This window comes from Acinetobacter sp. AG3, from assembly GCF_022343575.1.
Taxonomy (GTDB): Bacteria; Pseudomonadota; Gammaproteobacteria; order Pseudomonadales; family Moraxellaceae; genus Acinetobacter; species Acinetobacter guillouiae.
The window spans coordinates 1,444,696-1,462,936 of record NZ_JAKQZD010000001.1; the positions used below are offsets into that span (position 1 = coordinate 1,444,696).

The 18,241-nt window shown below is 36.3% G+C and carries 15 protein-coding genes and 1 tRNA gene; 8 read left to right on the plus strand and 8 right to left on the minus strand.

From position 1 onward, the window contains the following. Positions 1-167: 167 nt before the first annotated feature. Positions 168-1,865, plus strand: coding sequence for a D-lactate dehydrogenase (dld, locus tag L3V46_RS06675; RefSeq protein WP_239045255.1), 1,698 nt, complete (start codon positions 168-170; stop codon positions 1,863-1,865). Positions 1,866-1,998: 133 nt separating this feature from the next. On the opposite strand, the gene L3V46_RS06680 is transcribed toward dld, so the two are convergent. Further along, positions 1,999-2,823 carry a hypothetical protein gene (locus L3V46_RS06680; RefSeq protein ID WP_239045256.1) on the minus strand — a complete coding sequence of 275 codons (825 nt, stop codon included), beginning with the start codon at positions 2,821-2,823 and terminating at the stop codon, positions 1,999-2,001. Positions 2,824-3,085: 262 nt separating this feature from the next. Here L3V46_RS06680 and L3V46_RS06685 point away from each other — a divergent pair, with 262 nt between their 5' ends. The 3 genes from L3V46_RS06685 to L3V46_RS06695 all read left to right on the plus strand — a co-directional run bounded on the left by L3V46_RS06685 (position 3,086) and on the right by L3V46_RS06695 (position 6,690). Continuing rightward, positions 3,086-5,119, plus strand: a complete 2,034-nt coding sequence (locus tag L3V46_RS06685) for an NADPH-dependent 2,4-dienoyl-CoA reductase (RefSeq protein ID WP_004823046.1) — start codon at positions 3,086-3,088, stop codon at positions 5,117-5,119. Positions 5,120-5,217: 98 nt separating this feature from the next. Next, positions 5,218-5,307, plus strand: a tRNA-Ser gene (locus L3V46_RS06690). Positions 5,308-5,475: 168 nt separating this feature from the next. Next, positions 5,476-6,690 (plus strand): integrase arm-type DNA-binding domain-containing protein, encoded by a 1,215-nt coding sequence (locus L3V46_RS06695; RefSeq protein ID WP_239045257.1) that lies wholly within the window; start codon positions 5,476-5,478, stop codon positions 6,688-6,690. Between the two features lie 73 nt (positions 6,691-6,763). Here L3V46_RS06695 and L3V46_RS06700 read toward each other — a convergent pair whose 3' ends face one another. Continuing rightward, positions 6,764-7,030 (minus strand): AlpA family phage regulatory protein, encoded by a 267-nt coding sequence (locus tag L3V46_RS06700; RefSeq protein WP_239045258.1) that lies wholly within the window; start codon positions 7,028-7,030, stop codon positions 6,764-6,766. Positions 7,031-7,223: 193 nt separating this feature from the next. On the opposite strand from L3V46_RS06700, the gene L3V46_RS06705 reads away from it, so the two are divergent. From L3V46_RS06705 to L3V46_RS06720, 4 genes are all read left to right on the plus strand, one after another. Continuing rightward, positions 7,224-8,129, plus strand: coding sequence for a hypothetical protein (locus L3V46_RS06705; protein ID WP_239045259.1), 906 nt, complete (start codon positions 7,224-7,226; stop codon positions 8,127-8,129). Between the two features lie 238 nt (positions 8,130-8,367). Continuing rightward, positions 8,368-10,752: a hypothetical protein gene (locus tag L3V46_RS06710; protein WP_239045260.1), complete on the plus strand. Its 2,385-nt coding sequence runs from the start codon at positions 8,368-8,370 to the stop codon at positions 10,750-10,752. Between the two features lie 258 nt (positions 10,753-11,010). Further along, a complete protein-coding gene (locus L3V46_RS06715) occupies positions 11,011-11,982 on the plus strand; it encodes an inovirus-type Gp2 protein (RefSeq protein WP_239045261.1) in 972 nt (323 codons plus the stop codon). Between the two features lie 196 nt (positions 11,983-12,178). Further along, positions 12,179-12,475 (plus strand): hypothetical protein, encoded by a 297-nt coding sequence (locus L3V46_RS06720; protein ID WP_239045262.1) that lies wholly within the window; start codon positions 12,179-12,181, stop codon positions 12,473-12,475. A gap of 130 nt (positions 12,476-12,605) precedes the next feature. Here the strand turns inward: L3V46_RS06720 and L3V46_RS06725 are convergent, their stop codons facing one another. The 6 genes from L3V46_RS06725 to L3V46_RS06750 all read right to left on the minus strand — a co-directional run bounded on the left by L3V46_RS06725 (position 12,606) and on the right by L3V46_RS06750 (position 18,239). Beyond that, positions 12,606-13,571, minus strand: coding sequence for an AAA family ATPase (locus L3V46_RS06725; protein WP_343212682.1), 966 nt, complete (start codon positions 13,569-13,571; stop codon positions 12,606-12,608). 19 nt (positions 13,572-13,590) lie between these two features. Continuing rightward, a protein-coding gene (locus L3V46_RS06730) for an IS3 family transposase (protein ID WP_225367773.1) occupies positions 13,591-14,723 on the minus strand; the annotation gives its coding sequence in 2 pieces (ribosomal slippage) (positions 13,591-14,471 and positions 14,471-14,723; 1,134 coding nt in all). 53 nt (positions 14,724-14,776) lie between these two features. After that, the gene (locus tag L3V46_RS06735) at positions 14,777-16,435 is read right to left on the minus strand and encodes a hypothetical protein (protein WP_239045263.1); all 1,659 of its coding nucleotides are present in this window, start codon (positions 16,433-16,435) and stop codon (positions 14,777-14,779) included. A 601-nt stretch (positions 16,436-17,036) separates the two neighbouring features. After that, complete coding sequence (locus tag L3V46_RS06740; RefSeq protein ID WP_239045264.1) at positions 17,037-17,609, minus strand: hypothetical protein; 573 nt, start codon at positions 17,607-17,609, stop codon at positions 17,037-17,039. Between the two features lie 12 nt (positions 17,610-17,621). After that, the gene (locus tag L3V46_RS06745; protein WP_239045265.1) at positions 17,622-18,038 is read right to left on the minus strand and encodes a hypothetical protein; all 417 of its coding nucleotides are present in this window, start codon (positions 18,036-18,038) and stop codon (positions 17,622-17,624) included. 51 nt (positions 18,039-18,089) lie between these two features. Beyond that, complete coding sequence (locus tag L3V46_RS06750; RefSeq protein ID WP_239045266.1) at positions 18,090-18,239, minus strand: hypothetical protein; 150 nt, start codon at positions 18,237-18,239, stop codon at positions 18,090-18,092. Positions 18,240-18,241: the final 2 nt, after the last annotated feature.

Here is an 18,241-nt window from a genome sequence, read left to right on the forward strand (position 1 = left end):
GATTTAACGAGTTTTGCGGATGAGCATGGTTCAAGCTACTTTTCATCAAAAAAGTAGTTTGAACTGATTGTTGATCCCTCAATACAAATAATATTGAAAAAAACGCTGTCGGAATGAATGCCTTATTGAATGAGATTGAATAAGGGTTCATCAATAGGATAGGGAAAATGCAATCTAATATTGATTCACAACACACCATTCAGCAATTGATCAACATCGTCGGTCAGCAACACGTTTTAACTCATGATCATGCTACCCGCTTGTATCGTCAGGGTCGTCGTTATGGCTCAGGGCAAGTGCTGGCTGTTGTGGTTCCCGGAACCTTGTTTGAACAATGGCAAGTGCTACAAGCTGCTGTAAATGCAGACTGTATTGTGATTATGCAAGCTGCAAATACTGGGCTCACGGGTGGTTCAACACCTTTTGGTGATGATTACGACCGACCCGTTATTTTAATGAGTACACGTCGTTTGGCGGGTATCCAAGTGATTAACCAAGGTCAGCAAGTGATTTGCTTACCTGGTGCAACCTTAGATCGTCTTGAAAAAGAGTTGGCACACTATAACCGTGAGCCACATTCAGTGATTGGTTCATCTTGTATTGGTGCATCGGTTCTGGGTGGAATATGTAATAACTCAGGTGGAGCATTGGTCCGCCGAGGTCCTGCATATACTGAACTGGCACTTTATGCACAGGTCAATGCGTCAGGTGAGTTAGAGTTAGTCAATCACTTGGGGGTGAATCTGGGTGAAACACCTGAAGAAATTTTGACAAAACTCGAAAATAAAAACTATCAACTCAATGATGTTATTAATAATGCCAGTTGTTGTGCTTCTGACCATCGTTATGCGCATGATGTTAAACAGGTCGATGAAAATACACCTGCACGATTCAATGCTGATCCATCACGTTTATTTGAAGCTTCAGGTTCTGCAGGTAAAGTCTGTGTCTTTGCAGTACGTTTAGACACCTTTGAAAAAATTCCAAGTCAGGTATTTTATGTGGGGACCAACTCACATGATGATTTGACGGAAATCCGCCGTTTCTTACTTAAAGATTTGCCAAGATTACCGATTGCGGGTGAATACATTCATCGTGTTGCCTATGATATCGGTGCTGAATATGGCAAAGATACCTTTATGTTTATTGAGAAATTTGGTACGGCAAAAGTGCCTGCTGCATTTGCATTAAAAGATAAGGTGGATGGGTATCTCGAAAAAATCGGCTTACGCAGTTTGTCTGATAAAATGTTGCAGATGGTGACTAAACTGTTGCCCAATCATTTGCCAAAACGGATGAATGAGTTTCGTGATTTATATGAACATCATTTGATGATTCGTATCGAAAATCAGGATGTTGAGCAAGTTGAACTTTTTTTAAAAGATTATTTTCAACATAAAACATCCGGTGATTTTTTCCGTTGTACGGATGAAGAAGGGCGTAAGGCTTTTTTACATCGTTTCGCAGTGGCAGGTGCAGCAATTCGTTATCGTGATACGCATCGTTCGGAAGTTGAAGATATTGTTGCGCTGGATATTGCTTTACGCCGTAACGACCGTGAATGGGTAGAAACTTTACATCAAGAGATGGATGATTTAATTACCCATAAATTGTATTACGGACATTTCCTCTGCCATGTGTTTCATCAAGATTATATAGTCAAAAAAGGGGTAGATCCTTTGGCGATGGAACATCAGATGTGGCATTTGCTGGATAACCGTGGTGCAGAATATCCTGCGGAACACAATGTAGGACATTTATATATTGCGAAACCTACTTTAAAAAATCATTATCAAAAGCTTGATCCAACCAATAGCTTTAATGTCGGCATTGGGCAGACCAGTAAATTAAAATACTGGAAGTGATGATATTGCGTCGTATTAATTTGATTTGTTTATGGTGATTTATCAGATAAACAGTCTTTTAAAAACTGCTAGATGACGAACTCATTTATTTGACTAAATAAAATAGCCATGCAAAAAAGCATGGTTATTTTTTTTATTTCTGTTCGCCTAATTTAGAAGAAATAAATCCAAGCACAAAAGCACTGATAAAGAAGGTAACAACAGCATAAAGTGCGGATTGTGTGGTAAACCAAATTGCAATGGTTAAGATTGCAACGATGGCTGTACAAATCCAAATCGCCAAACCCGAAGTTGCTAAAGGTTGTTGAGATGAAGCAGGGTCAATTTGATCTGGTGTGGACAGGTCTTCTTTGGTATTTAAATCGTGAATAGGGTCATGTAGATTCACACCATAAAAGAAATAGGGATGATCATCAAAACGAGCAAGCTCGATACGTTGCATTTCAATAAAAGAAAGTTGTTGTGAATGACCTTGTGCCGAATTTTCAATGTGTTGTAACAATTGGGTTAAGAAATGGGCATCATTTAAATCCAAGGGCAAACCACTGGTGCGCAATAAAACATACTCAGGATAATGTTGTTCGATTAAAGATTTAAAATCTTCAAAATGGTAACTATTCTCTGCACCAAAAGTTTCTATAAATAAGGGTTTTCGATCTGCTAAATTGAGAAGTGCTTGTTGTTGATCAATAACTAAATAAGCATACTGACTTTCACCAAAGTCCTCTTGGCGTTCTTCTAGATCAACTTGGTTGCGTTCATCGTTGATATCAAGATCATCTATATATCTTGTCCAGAAAATATTTTCTTGCTTAAACAGCATAAACCATAAAATCGGAATGAATGCATTTGCTTCGAGTTCAAAAGATGCGCTTTGAAAAAACTCTGCCCATTGATTTTGACTACCTCTTGGCATATGGCTAAAGGTAGAACTGGTTAAAAATACCGGGTGGCTCATAAGGTTGATGCCTTTTCTTATTTACTTTTATTCAGCAGTTATATTGCAAAATAACGAAAATTGACACAGAAGATTGTTATAAAACTGTATAACACTTTTCTTTTATTTGAGTCATATCAAGATGTGTTGCTTCTGCTGTGGGTAAGACAGATAGAATTGACACTATCTACGATGAAAATATCAAAAATTGCCATCAAAAAAAAATTAAAACTCGATAAAGTAGTATGCAACAAGTTGCAAAGCCAAACTTAAAGGATTCATCATGACAAATAGCTATGCAAATATCTTAAAACCACTCCATCTGGGATTTACGACCATTAAAAATCGTGTCGTGATGGGTTCAATGCACACAGGTTTAGAAGATCGTTTTTATAACTACCCAAAACTTGCTGCATATTTTGGAGAACGCGCCAAAGGTGGTGTTGGGCTAATTATTACAGGGGGGATTTCCCCAAACCGCCAAGGTTGGTTGTTGCCAGCCGGTGGTACGATGAATACTTTAGGTGATATTGCACCACACCGTTTAGTCACACATGCTGTACATAAGCATGGTGCAAAAATTCTGATGCAAATTCTGCATGCAGGGCGTTATGGTTATCAACCGTTTGTTGTATCTTCAAGCCCAATCAAATCACCGATTTCGATGTTTAAACCACGTCAGATGAGTGACAAACTGATTCTTGAAACCATTCAAGATTATGCTGAAACAGCTAGTCTGGCAAAAAAAGCCGGCTATGATGGCGTAGAGATTATGGGTTCAGAAGGCTATTTACTGAATCAATTTTTAAGTCGCCATGTGAACCAACGTGAAGACCGTTGGGGCGGGCCAATTGAAAACCGTATGCGTTTGGCAGTCGAAATTGTAAAAGCGATTCGTGCCAAAGTTGGTGAAAAATTTATTATTTGCTTCCGTTTGTCGATGCTCGATTTGGTCCATGACGGTAATACCATGGATGAAGTGATCACTGTTGCGCAGGCATTAGAAAAAGCAGGTATTACTTTACTCAATACCGGGATTGGTTGGCATGAAGCACGTGTACCCACGATTGTAACCTCTGTCCCGCGTGCTGCATTTGTAGACTACACTGCAGAAGTGAAAAAGCATGTCGCTGTACCTGTCATTGCTTCCAACCGAATTAATATGCCTGATACTGCTGAGGAAATTTTGGCAGCAGGTAAAGCGGATATGGTGCAAATGGCGCGTCCATTATTGGCAGATGCTTTTTGGGTAAGTAAAACCGCAACCAATCGTGTTGATGAAATCAATACTTGTATTGCATGTAACCAAGCCTGTTTAGATCATAGTTTTCAAAACAAGCGTGCAAGTTGTTTGGTGAACCCACGAGCAGCGCATGAAACTGAACTGGTTTATCTTAAAACAAAAAAACCGAAGAAAATTGCGGTTGTTGGCGGTGGTGTTGCTGGAATGTCAGCAGCCACTATTGCGGCAAGTCGTGGACATCAGGTGACTCTGTTTGAAGCCTCTACTGAGGTCGGTGGGCAGTTTAACCTTGCTAAAGTTGTGCCAGGTAAAGAAGAGTTCCATGAAACCATACGTTATTTTAAGGTTCAGATTGAAAAAACTGGTGTGGACTTACGTTTAAATACCAAAGTGAATCGTGAGCAATTAGAACGTGAAGGTTTTGATGATGTGGTGATTGCAACAGGTGTGATTCCACGGGGTCTAAATATTGAAGGCAGTAACGCACCGCAAGTATTGTCTTATGCGGAAGTCTTGCGTGGCGCACCTGTTGGGAACAGAGTCGCTGTTGTTGGTGCAGGTGGTATTGGTTTTGATGTGTCGGAATATTTGTTAAAACCTGAGCATCAGCCGCAACCGCAACCTTTGGCAGATTGGCAACGCGAGTGGGGTGTAGACCCAAATCCAAACTATATGACTGAAGGTGGTTTTGTTCCTGCTGAAGTAGAGCAACCAATTCGTCAAATATATTTGATGCAACGTAAAACCACACCTCTGGGTATTGGTTTAGGTAAAACCTCGGGTTGGGTACACCGTGCACAATTGAAAAAACATGCGGTAAGAATGATGCGTGGCGTGCAATACAAGTCTGTCACCAATGAAGGATTATGGATTGAAAGCAATGGTCATGATCAATTGTTACGAGTCGACACGATTGTGGTGTGTGCAGGTCAGGAATCCGTTAAGGACTTAATGCCTCAAGAGGGTGAGTCAACTTTAGCAAATTACCATATTATCGGTGGTGCAAAATTGGCTGGTGAGCTTGATGCAAAGCGTGCGATTCGTGAAGGTGCTGAAATAGCAGCTAAACTTTAATCAAAATCATCTATTTTGATGAAACAATATGCATTTGAATGGTTTAAGTCTATTTTTTTCTTGTCAGAGTTGGAAAAGCTTAGTATTCTTGCGCACATGGAAGCGTGGCAGAGCGGTTTAATGCACCGGTCTTGAAAACCGACGAGGGTGTGAGTCCTCCGTGAGTTCGAATCTCACCGCTTCCGCCACATTGAAGTTTCTGACACTGTTTAACACTATATAAGTAATTGACTTATAAGGTTAAAGTTAGAAACAAGCGGTATAGCAAGCTATGACACAGTACGTCAATGAGCGGTTATAAAGTAGTAAAAAATGCAGTAAGATAATCTCTTACTGCATTTTTTTGTTTATACGTTATGACGACTCGTGGAATCAATAAACTGACCGCTTTACAGGTTAAAAAAGCAAAACCTAATCCTGATAAAATGTATAAACTTCCTGATGGGGGTAATCTGTACTTGCGTATTGATTCCAGTGGTAGCAAATACTGGATATTTAATTATACGCGTCCCTATATCGCTAAACGCAATGATTTGTCATTGGGTACTTATCCTGAAGTCACGCTTGAAGAAGCTCGTACAGTCCGTGATGAATATAAGAAGCTGATCAAGCAGGGCATTGATCCAGCCACAATGCGGTTAGAAACCAAAAATCAAAAACAGAAAGAGGCTGAGCATACCTTTCGAGTAGTCAGTGCAGAATGGCTTAAAAAGAGAGAGCTGGAAGGCAAACAAGATGAAGAAACTCTACGTCGCTTAAATCATGATGCTTATCCTTATATTGGTGAGATGAGCTTTCCTCAGTTGACTGTGGATGTATTAGAAGCCAAAGTATTTCAAAGAATTATTGATCGTGAGGCACTATCAGTTGCGAAGCGCTTAAAATCAGATTTAAACCAAATTTTTAAATCAGCCCGAAAAAAGAAATTGATCCAATACAACCCGATCGAAGATATTGAACTTCCGAATCCACAAGGCGGAAATTTTGCAGCGGTGACAGAAGAACAAGACCTTGCACCAATGTTAAATAAAATTTGGAACTATACCAAACTACATGCACGATGCCTTATAACAACTCAAGTTGCCTTAAAACTTTCAGTCTTGACCTTTCAACGCCCTGGGGAAATCCGTAAACTTAAAAAGTCATACTACTATCCTGAAGAACGATGCTTTAAGTTTATTGCGAGTAAAACTAAACAACAGCATGTCGTACCACTATCAAATCAAGCATTTGAATTGGTGGAGTCGATTATTGATCTGTACCCACATAGTGAATATTTATTTGTTGGTCGGGATGGCAAAACTTATCTATCAGACAATACCATTAATACCGCATTAAAACGTTTAGGATATGGTGGAAAGCAAACGGCACATGGATTACGTGCAACGGCACGAACAATGCTTGATGAAATTCTTGAACAGCGAGTAGATTTTATTGAACATCAGTTGGCACATAAAGTAAAAGACAATAATGGTACCGCATACAACCGAACCAAGTTTTTAAATAACCGTCGGGAGATGATGCAGGAGTGGGCAGATTATTTGGAGTCTTTGCTAGATGTTTCAGCATAAAGTTTGTAAAAAGATTTGATCTCATACAAATAAAAGAATAAAAAAAGCCTGTCTATGACAGGCATTTAAGCTTTTATGCAACTTTGGGTACTTTCTGTTCAAGCCAACCATTAATTTGACTTTCAGCCCAAGTGGGCATACTTGCCGTTAAATAGGTCGGTTCAGGAAAATCACCTCGACGGATCATCTTCCAGAAGGTAGATTCTGCGATATTCAACAAACCCTTTGCTGCTGGTTTATAGGATAATCGACGATGGCGACCACCACGATCAACATAATCCTTGGCTGGACGCTCAGGATAATTGACTAAATCTTTAACACGATAACGGTGTTCTAGCATGGCATATGCTCCCAGAAATTAATTTGTATTTAAGTCAAGAATCTCATTCACTGGATCCTATCTGACTCGCTATGCCACAATCATATTGATTCATACTGAGGATTATAATAATACTGGTAAAGTAAAGAATTACTGCACTATAATGCTATAAAATGTATTTGATATATAATAGAATAATTGGAATGGTGGGTTTATGGCTTATGTTGACCAAGTTGAGTTAAGTGACTTTGTATTTGAAGTGTGCCAAGGCTTTCTTAACTACTGTACAAAATCAAAATATGAGCATGATATTGAAGCGCCTGATCGAGACGAACTAAATCTTAATGCATTGCTAGAAATCCGCAGATTTTTCAATGGGGATGAACTAGAAACAATCGCTCAACTTATGGAACAGCCGATTACAGTCCAAAGATATAATACAATTTATTTAAGCGATGACTTTTTAGAGGTTTTAGAGGGGCTTATTTACTTAATAGGCGAACTGGAACAACTTACTGATAAACAGATTAAAATACAGTACAAAAGTATACTGAGTAAATATGCCAGTATGAATGTTGATATTTTATATAGCCGAAAAATTCATACAAGGATTCGAGGGGTTCGTGGAGCACAGAAACGCTATCAAGATGTGCTCTATAAAAAGCATCAAGTTATTTTTGATTTTATGTTGAATAAAGCCAAAGAGCAGGGGAAATGGCAAAATTTGAATGCTGCTGTAGACAGTGTTTTATCTGAATTAGATATTGTCCTAAAGCAATTTGATAAGGAATGGATTGCAACGCAATTAGCAGAAAAAACTAAAAATCTAGTAAAACTCCAGCAAGAATTTGATCACTATAAACAGAATCTTCCACGTTATAAACTTGGCTCAGCCAAAATAATGACAGCCACTCGGGCACAAACCTATACCAATAAAATCAGAGAAATCCGTGTTGAATGTAGTGAACTAAACAAAGCCTTAAACATGCAAGATCCATCAATATTGCTAAAAAAGCAACTTCCATTCAACACAGCCTATCAGCCAGAAGTCATCAAAAATTTATTACGTAAGCAGGAGGATCTGCTCGCACAAATTATCGAATCTTGTGCAATAGACTGAATAAATTTTAATTTTAAAATCACTAAATTGAGGGTTTTTATAGAACCAAGGTTGCACTTTGAAGTGCATTTTTTTTGTTTTTTTAAAAGAAATATGAGTGATAAACTAAATTTTAATAGATGATTTATGATTTTAAAAATGATATTTATGTATATATTAAATGTGATTAATATAAAATATGAAATTTTATAAATCCAAATTTATGCATTGGTATCTATAGCGATCAGTCGAGTTTAGCATGGTTTTAGCTCCAAATATTTCAAATGAAAATTTTTTTAAATTACTAAAACATAGAATTCCTACTTCATATTCAACACGCTATACAGGTGCGTTGAGTGAGAAAATAATTTTTAAAGAAACAATTGAAGCTTTGAAGCGGATAAATGATTTTGCTCAAGAAGTCAGTGATGATATCTGGGATGCTGAAGTGTTCATTTCAAAATTCAGATATCAAGAAGATCAACAGCAACTTGCGGAGTTTTGTGATTCGTTTAATGGAATACGTTTGCAAAAAGATTTATTTCCACACCCTGAAATTTTTAATCATCTATTTTTTAAAAGTGTTTATGAGGTATATGTACAGCTTGATAAATATGCTGAAGTCGCATTTATTTATGATACTCATCATCAAATAACTCCTTGGATGACCAGAAATATCCCGTATGAACGTATAGCTCAAGTGATAACCCACGTTAGATGTAAGATTAAGCATGGAATGAATCATCATCTTAAGCAGGAAAAAAACGTATTCGATAAGCTAATCCAACACGCTCAAAGTTTTGATCATTTATTAGGAACGCATTCATCACTCAACGTATTTACAATAGATATTAGGATTCAAGACTTTTTAAAACCTAGGTCAGATCTATTGGATCAAGTAGGAGGTGTACAAAATAGCCCCATTCAAGATATTAAGCTTATCTTGGCTAGGTTTCCTGATTTGCTCAGTGGATTAACCAAAGTTGAAACACATGGCGCTAAAGAGGATCTAAACTTACATTGTATTTTGATATTAAAACCCTCTAAAAAATTCTCTGAAAAAAAATCAATAGAAGTTTTACAACAACAAATCCAGAATTTTTTGGGGATTTCCTATTACGTTTCGATTCGTAATTGGAATGAGGTCATTAGGAAAAATTATTCTAAGAATGCTGTAGGTTTGATCAAAAACTCACAAATCAAAAATGTTCAAGCATTTAAATATTGGGTACTTAGCTTTTTCTTTAGACTTGATTTGTACATTCAGCCTAAATTACCGAATCACTTAAAAGACCATTTGGCTACGAATGGAACTTTAGATGCTTACCTAAAGACGGTTGCAGCAGACAATCTGAATTCCAAAAATTACATTATTGAAGAAAGCTCCTTAAAAGAGTTAAAAAAAGTGCACAAAGCTTTATCAAAAGGTTATCAACCCTTTTTATCTGAGAGTGAGCGAAAATCTGTTTGGAGTACACGTAGTCTATCTAAAACCAGTCAAGCTTATATTGAAGCGGTGAAGCATTACTATCGTGAGATTGAACCTGATTCTGAAAAACTTCAATCGATGATACATATTGAGATTTTTATTGAGACATTGGTTACAACGGAACTAAAAGCTTTTGAGCTTAGTGTATCTGGTGATCAAAAAATGCTAACACGTCAAATTTTACATGGAGCGATTACGCGTCTAGGTAAACAATTTATATTGTTAGGTGAAAGTAAATTAGAGAATCCTGTTATACGAACAATACAAGATTTTGAATTACATGAGAATGGTCTAATTCAAGAAAGCAAGAATGCACTAAAACAGCTCACCAGTTTACAGGTCTCTAAAGAGTTAATTCAGAGTATTAATTCATCTATTTTTAACTTACGTCGCATATTCACTGAGATGTCTCTTGGCTCTAACGATAAGTCAATTAAAGAGATTAGAATCAATGCTTACAGAAAATATAAAAAACGCCTAGAAGTAGCCACCATTTTATTTCAACATTTGATGAAAAAAGATAGTTTAATATTTAGAGTAACTGTTGAATTGATCCTTGAGTCTGAATTTATAACTCAGGAAAAATTAGCAATTTTATGGACTGCTTTTTTGCACCATGCACAACGCGCAAAACCTTTATCATGGAGGACTGGTTACTTTGGATTGTGGCGCCAGGATGAAATAGGGCATTTTTACGCTGATGTGTTTATTGTATTTGATGATCGGGCATTTGCCGACCCAACCTCAATAATTCAAGGGTTAAATATAAAGTGGATTAAGTTTGTAAAAAACAAATCACAGTCTATTTTAGAGATGAATGAAAAGCCTCATTTCAAAAGCCATAAAATACAAGGTAAATCAATCATGCAGACTAATGAGGAATATTCACTCAATCGTTTGCTGATTGAATCAACCAATAAGCAAAGGAAATCGGATTTTTTACAAAAAATTATTCCAACCTTCTTAAGCCATAGCATTTTTATAGAAAATACTATGAAGACAAACGGATTTAAATATCACAACTCCGATGCTAAGCTACTGATTAAAAGTAGTATAGCTGTTGCTAGTAGAAAGAATGTACCTTCTACTCAGCCGATTAAACAGAAAGCTTTAAAAGAGTCTGTAGATCATGCTGACGATACAGATGATCAATAACTTAACTTTAGCTTGATGCATTATCTCAAATTTTCACTGATCCAAGGCAATATAAGGACTTCAAGTTCTAGTGAACAACGGTGATTTACTACAGTGAATTTAGTGGGTTATTAATATAATGAATATATATATCTTATAGGTATCGAATATATTTAATGAATATTCTATTGATCGCAGTTGATTACATACTATGAGCTCTTACGTAAAAGATAACTTAACGCCTAGTGATATGAATTAAACCATCACTAGGATATTTATATGTGCTTAATCTCAACAAGTGTAAATGAGTCAGAAGTGCTGATTAGGATAGATCAATTTATACATTCAATCTGCATCAAAGAATTTAATCCACAGCAGTTTAAGTCTGAATTAAAAGTACTTTCGTCTTTATTTAAAACCATATATCAAGTGCATTTAAAGTACAGTACGAGTATTAATGTATTTCGAAGAATGGTACATGCATTAGATGAGTATTTATGCTCACCATCAATCACCAGTATTGGTGATTTAAAAGAATTTCAATTACATTACCTGACTACCATTGCTCTAGGGGCTTATCGTGATATTCAAGATGAATTGATATTATTTAAGCGACAAGAACGTGATAACAAGAATGGTTTAGAAAAATACATTAAACAACTGACACAACATTATTCTAAATTGCTGTTTATACGGGTAGATTTAAGCATAGCATTAGAGCATCAACATGGAATTGGTATTGAGCAGTTTAATCAGTACCTACGCACCTTTATTAATCGGGTACAAAATCATGATACTTGTTTTAAAGATATACAAGGTTATGTATGGGCGATTGAACAAGGGGAGACTAAGGGCTACCACTGTCATGTGTTACTGATCTACGATGGGCATAAACATCAAAAAGATTTTGGTATGGCCATACAAGTTGGGCAAAGCTGGAGTGAGATCACAGCGAACAAAGGCTACTACTTTACCTCTAACTCCCCTGAGTACAAGGAGCAATTTGCACAGAAGGGAACATTGGGTGTGGGTATGATCCATCGTTCTCAGCCTAAGCAAGTTGAGAATGCCATCAATGCAGCCATGTATTTGGTGAATCCAGAAAAAGACAATCAGCACCTTAGAGCTAAAGTGGTTAGAATGCGGAGCTTTGGTAAAGGACAGTATAAGATCGATAAACGCAGAGGCTGTAACGTAGTAAAATTGCTTGTAGCTCAAGGTTTTAGCTTGTGTGCAGATTACTACGATTGAGGTAGTTAGGGATGTGTAATGTATTACAGCATTACACATTCTATGTAGTGTTAATAAGTTTTATGAATATTTAAAGGATTATTACTTTATCGAGAAGTATTCCGCTCTAAAATTCTTATATCAATATTTGAGAAAGCTTTTGTATGTGTTACATATATCCTAGCTTAATTTCTAAATAACTAGCGCAAGGAAAAATATGGACTTTGATAAATTGGTTGAAATCATTAAGCAAGTTGCAACTGAACAAAATTATGAAATTACTGAAGGGAGTAGAAAGTTTAAAGTTTATATTGATCGCCACAATGCTGTTGCTTTTGAAATTTGGGCAAATTCATCATCTGGTTATATTCAAGTGCATCAGTGGGAAGAGCGTGAAAATGAAGGGGATAGTCAGTATGGACGTAGCGTATATTCCTTACGTAACTATAGTGATGTTATTCATTTTTGTAACATTATGATATCTAGTACATTAATCCGTGCTCGTCGCCAATAATACACATTTTCAAATTTAATGCGTAGCTTTGGTAAGAAGCTGTATGAGGTTTGAAATTTTTTAAATGAAATGTGCACTAAATTTGCACATTTCAAGATAATCCGAATTTCATGTTTAGCTTAAAACAAATCTAAGCAACTCTCTTTGTAAACTCAGCATGCCACTTCAAAAGTTTATCTACATCTAGATCTAATTCATTTGGTTCAGGCATTTGTACTGGTGCTTCTAAAGGTTGACTATGTTCATAACATGAATATTTTGTCATTATATCCTCTATTAAGTCGCAGTCTTCAGAAGTAATATGTGCCAATTTTTGTATTTTCCCTTGGGTATTAACTGCACGACGATGTCTTTGGATAACATCAGCTAAAAAAACGAACTCAACAATTCTCTCTGTTAATATTCTAAGGTCACTGCATATGGCTTTTGCTAGTGGGTAGTAAAGCTCCTGACCTTCTGTGTCTAGTATCTTTCGTGCTTGCGCAATTCTTCTAATTTTTAAATCTTTAAGAGCTGCTTCAGGCTTCTTCCCATATAGTGGAATTTCTCCAGCTTCACCAGCGCCCCAAGATTCTTGTCTGATATGAATTGCATGAATATTATCAGCCTTTTCTGTAAGCATACCAAGCATACTTAAACGATGTGTAAATATAATAACTTGACGTGTTTGGCTTAACTGAATCAAACGCTCAATAGTTCTTTCTTCCCAAGTTTGATCAAGGGATGATATTGGATCATCGAAAACGAAAGGTGCTTTGAATGGTTTTTCTGCGACATCAGCTAAAAATGCTGCAAGAGTAATAATTCGACGCTCTCCTTCGCTTAAGATAGATTCAATTGGAAGTTGATGTTTAGCTGCTTTTAGTTGCAGTTTATGAAGTGGACGCCCTTTAGCTGTTTTAGTTTTTATTAGTTCTATTTTTAAGTGCTTTGCTCCTAGTTTCTGAAGCTCTTGGTTAAACCTTGCTACATATGACTCAGTTATTACTGCATCTGCAACACTGCTAGCTTTAGCAGAAACTGTTCTAGAGTTGGCTAAAGCTATCCACTGATCAGAGGTGGTCCCACATGTTTGAACAACTAAAAGCTTATTTATAAGTGATACTCTGCTCTAGTTAAGCTACCTTATTTTGTTGTGGTAGCTGGTCATAGTAAAACTCATCTGGAGTCATTTTGTCCAGACTCGAATGAGGTCGTTTCAAATTATAAAATTCAAAATATGCGTTTAATTGCTTCTTCGCATCCAAAACATTGCTGTAGGCTTTGAGATACACCTCTTCATATTTAACGCTCCGCCATAATCGTTCAACCATCACATTATCAACCCATCGACCTTTACCATCCATGCTGATTTGGATGTCATTTGATTTCAATACATCAATAAATGCATCACTGGTAAACTGACTGCCTTGGTCTGTATTAAATATTTCAGGTCGACCATATTTTTCAATAGCTTCATTTAATGTTTCTATGCAAAATGTAACCTCCATACTAATCGATACTCTATGCGCAAGTACCTTGCGGCTATGCCAATCAATCACAGCACATAAATAAACAAAGCCTTTTGCCATAGGGATATACGTTATATCCGTAGACCACACTTGATTACTGCGCTGAATAGCCAATCCTTTGAGCAGATATGGATATTTGCGGTGAGCTTGATTAGCCTGGCTTAAATTTGGTTTGCAATATAACGCATTAATGCCCATTTTCTTCATTAAAGTACGTGTATGACGTCGTCCTATATGATGTCCTTGACGATTCAACAAATCACGCATCATACGGCTACCTGCAAAAGGGTATTGCATATGTAACTCATCCATACACCGCATCAGCTTCAGATCTGATGCACTCACAGGTTTTGGGCGATAGTAATAACAACCACGGGAGACTTTCAGCAGCTGAGCTTGCTTAGATACTGAAATCTGAAGTGAGTCATCGATTAACTTTTGTGGTTGAAGCGGCCCAGTTTCTTCAACACACCTTCTAAAAAATCAATTTCTAATGCCTGCTCACCGATTTTTGCATGTAGTTTTTTTAGATCGATGGGTGGTTCTGTTGGAGCTTTTGATTGATCGAAAGCTTGCGAGGAAGCTGAAATCAGTTGATTTTTCCAGTCGATAATTTGGTTTTGATGAACATCAAATTCAGCACTCAATTCAGCAAGTGTTTTTTCTGCTTTAATCGCAGCAAGTGCTACCTTAGCTTTAAAATCATTTGAATGATTTCTTCTTGGTCTACGTGCCATAAAATACTCCATATATTGATGTTTATAACATCATTTGGGGAGCAAAATATCACTTATAAGTGTTGTTCAAATTTCCTGATCCACCTCTGATCATATTGTACTAATTGCTTTAAATGATTTATTTCTTTATGAATTTGAGTAACTTGTTGTGACATCCATCGTTTCATTTCTAAATTTAGTTTTTCATTCTCAACTAAAGTACGATTAAAGCTTTCTGCATCTTTTTTTAGCTGTGCAATTTTGATTTCTAGGTTTGAACTTTGCATTTTTAAATTCTGAATAGCTTCAAAAATTGTAATGATTTCTGTAATATCTTGTTTTTCCTCGCTTAGCATTGCAGTTCTAATTAATCTAGCATTATCAAAATATAGATTCAGGTAACGTATCCAATCTTCGTTGAGCTCTGATGCAACACAAAAAGTTTGAGTATCAATAGGTGATGGAATTGTCACTAATGAATTTATACTTTTAGTATATATAGCTTCTGCGGCTTTCGAATCTGTTTCTAGTTTTCCTTGGATGAATTGTTCAAAATTTGACATTCTTTGTTGTGCATCAAGAGATAATTCCTGTTGGCATAAAACACATTTTGAATTATCTAGTTTTGGAAAATTGGTTGCAGGGTATGCATAAGTTATTGAGTACGTTCTAGCTGCTTCCCACATTGCTTTCCAAACATCACTACCAACGCCATTTAATAATTGACCGCTAATAATTAGTGCTGAATTTTCTGCTAGTTTTTTTTTATTATCATAGGCTTGTTTTAGAGTCTTAATATTTTCAATATTTTGCTTTTTATATTGAGAGGTTACATCTTCTATTTTTTTTATTAGTGAATTCAATTGATCAAGTGTAGCCTGACTTTTTTTAGCAACATCCAACGGATCACTAGTCTTTAAACGGTCATCTAGGGATTTAATATTAACTTCATGTTGATCATCCCATGTTGTTAATAGTTCTACGTCATTTTCAGACATAGCTGCATTTAACTTTTTGTACTGTTTTGCTGTTTCAGTTTGCCAATAAATTTGAGGAATATCGGGTAAAGTGGAAATTAAAGTAGTTTTTTCAAGCTGTAACTTTTCTTTAACCTCATCACAAGCTTTTGCTAGACCCTCAAATAGTTTTACTAAATTTGGTGTATATGAAATTGGATTTTCTTTCCCTAAATAGTATTGTGATTCATCAGTGTCAAAAATATCTATCACTCGAAGAGTATCTACTGGACCTGTATGGGTGTGCCAATCTAAAATATGCTCTTTTGCTTCATGAGAGTAAATAACTTCACAGTTTTGAGATGCTGGAGGATCTTTAAAAACATTTCCTTTTAAGGTGATAGCACGTGGCTTCCCTGAAATGTTTTTAATTATTTTGGAGTAACTAGACTTTCCTGAACCATTATGTCCAAAAACTACTACTAAATTATTAGTCCCAAAATTTAATGGTTGCCTAGGTGCTAAATTTTCAATTCCAGAAATTTTTCCAATACTTTTTAGTCTTAATTCACTATCGAGAACAGGAACTGATGTTAATTCAGCAAATAATTTTTTAGTCGAAGATTGTGGTGCAGAAGGAGCCTTTAATAATATTACAAGTTCAATGATGTCTTTAGATGTAAGGTCATCATTTTTTAATAAACGTTCCGCAGCTTCTTGTAGCCAGTACTTTTGAGTGTATAGCCAATCTTTAATATCATTAGAGATATTATGCATTTAATTTTCCTTAGAATTATAAAAGTTTAAAAGGTCACTAATGATTATTGCTTGTAATTCAATCAAAATCTATTTAAATTTTCAAAGGATAGTTGAGGATGTTTAATTCTTTACAGAATCTACATCCTATATAGAAATTACCCAATCCGATAAACATACGCCCCATTGGCGGTACTAATACTGACATTCACGAATGTGCTCAACCTTACAGCGTGGGTAAGCCAAAGCCACTGAATAGGGATTTAATGTTCACATGAAGACCGAAGTAATAATTGATAAATGGACCTTAAAAAATACGTATGATAAAAAGGAATTTTAAACGATACTGGGCAAACAAATTAGGCAAAATTTTCGAAATTAAGATTTGAAAAAACTGTTTAATTATGAACAACTCAGAATAACTTTCACATGGCATTTTAAGAGCTAAAAAGAGCAGTATTTTTTTACTTTTTTAGTGATCATTTGACAGTGAAATTAAACATAAAAATGAGTGATGAGGCAGGGAGCTAAAATCACTTCCTGCTTATTTTACCTCTAAACTTAACTAAACCAATAAACATAATTCCTATTGGTTGATTGTGTTTTATTGATGTTAAAACACTCATTGCTCAACAATGGCACGATAAGTGATTTTACCATGTGTGGTATACAGATAAACTTCCTTAATTTCCTCAGCAGAACAGCCTTTTAACACAATATTAAATATTGCTCCGTAATAAGACACACTCGGAAATTTAGTGGTAAAAGGCTCTAGCCCCACGACTTTACAGTTTGGATTGTCTATTTCGACTTTATCAATCACATCGTTGACTTCAGAAACCACTTTTAAACGCGTGGTGTCATAAACAGTACTTGTGATAACTTGAAAGTTTGGGTACGCATCAACAGGGCGGTATTTGACTTCGAGTGCTTCACCTGCCAATAACTCACGTTTAAGCTGAGGTGGTGGAATATCAATATTCTCAGCCCCTGAGTAAGTACTGTCAGGATCATAAAGATCATGGGCAATAGCAGCAGCTTCGGCTTCCTGCTCTTTGGCTTGTGGCGTAGATTCTGTTTGGGCGTCAATTGATGCTTGAGCCTCTGAGGATGCTACAGAAGAATGCTCATCAGGTTTCTTTTGGCAGGCGGTGAGTGTTGATACAATCACAGTTGCAAGGATTAATTTTTTCATGATGGCATCCTCTTACTGTGATGAAAACTGAGTACGTTGCACATACTTCAGCACCGCTAAACCTTTGACGTACAGCCATCGGTCATTGCCATTCTCAGCATGATAATCAAAGACTTGATAAGCAAAGTCATCAATATCCATTAACTTTGGCTCCTTTAAATCCTTGCCTTCTCGAATCATGGCATTGAGATCAGCGCTATAAATAAAATACCGTAAACGATCCCCTTTGGGGATGATTTGCCATTGTTTGCTAATCGCAACAAAGGCGTTACAGTTAATATTACCTTCACAGCGTTTCACGACGGGCGCATTGGCGGGTGTATTGATCAATGTCATCACTTGATTTATATCTGCATGACAGACTGAGCCTATAGATAGACAGGTAAAAACAGCACCTGACCGTAAAAAGCATTTGATTCGTTTGTTCATTTAAATTAATTCCTAATTATTGTTGTTCGATACATTTTTAATTGAATGACATTAATTAAACATCGAGATCGGCCATACCACGGCTTTGCCTAAGTTATAGGCATAGCTCCGATCGGCTGTGGCACTGCATCCCTTTAAATAAACAGAAAACAGCAGGGCAATCACGATATAAATTCCAATCAGATAATTTTTGATTTGCATGG

Coding starts and splice junctions, on each gene's coding strand:
- dld (WP_239045255.1), top strand. CDS start 168: ATGCAATCTAATATTGATTCACAACACACCATTCAGCAATTGATCAAC.
- L3V46_RS06680 (WP_239045256.1), bottom strand. CDS start 2,823: ATGAGCCACCCGGTATTTTTAACCAGTTCTACCTTTAGCCATATGCCA.
- L3V46_RS06685 (WP_004823046.1), top strand. CDS start 3,086: ATGACAAATAGCTATGCAAATATCTTAAAACCACTCCATCTGGGATTT.
- L3V46_RS06695 (WP_239045257.1), top strand. CDS start 5,476: ATGACGACTCGTGGAATCAATAAACTGACCGCTTTACAGGTTAAAAAA.
- L3V46_RS06700 (WP_239045258.1), bottom strand. CDS start 7,030: ATGCTAGAACACCGTTATCGTGTTAAAGATTTAGTCAATTATCCTGAG.
- L3V46_RS06705 (WP_239045259.1), top strand. CDS start 7,224: ATGGCTTATGTTGACCAAGTTGAGTTAAGTGACTTTGTATTTGAAGTG.
- L3V46_RS06710 (WP_239045260.1), top strand. CDS start 8,368: ATGGTTTTAGCTCCAAATATTTCAAATGAAAATTTTTTTAAATTACTA.
- L3V46_RS06715 (WP_239045261.1), top strand. CDS start 11,011: ATGTGCTTAATCTCAACAAGTGTAAATGAGTCAGAAGTGCTGATTAGG.
- L3V46_RS06720 (WP_239045262.1), top strand. CDS start 12,179: ATGGACTTTGATAAATTGGTTGAAATCATTAAGCAAGTTGCAACTGAA.
- L3V46_RS06735 (WP_239045263.1), bottom strand. CDS start 16,435: ATGCATAATATCTCTAATGATATTAAAGATTGGCTATACACTCAAAAG.
- L3V46_RS06740 (WP_239045264.1), bottom strand. CDS start 17,609: ATGAAAAAATTAATCCTTGCAACTGTGATTGTATCAACACTCACCGCC.
- L3V46_RS06745 (WP_239045265.1), bottom strand. CDS start 18,038: ATGAACAAACGAATCAAATGCTTTTTACGGTCAGGTGCTGTTTTTACC.
- L3V46_RS06750 (WP_239045266.1), bottom strand. CDS start 18,239: ATGCAAATCAAAAATTATCTGATTGGAATTTATATCGTGATTGCCCTG.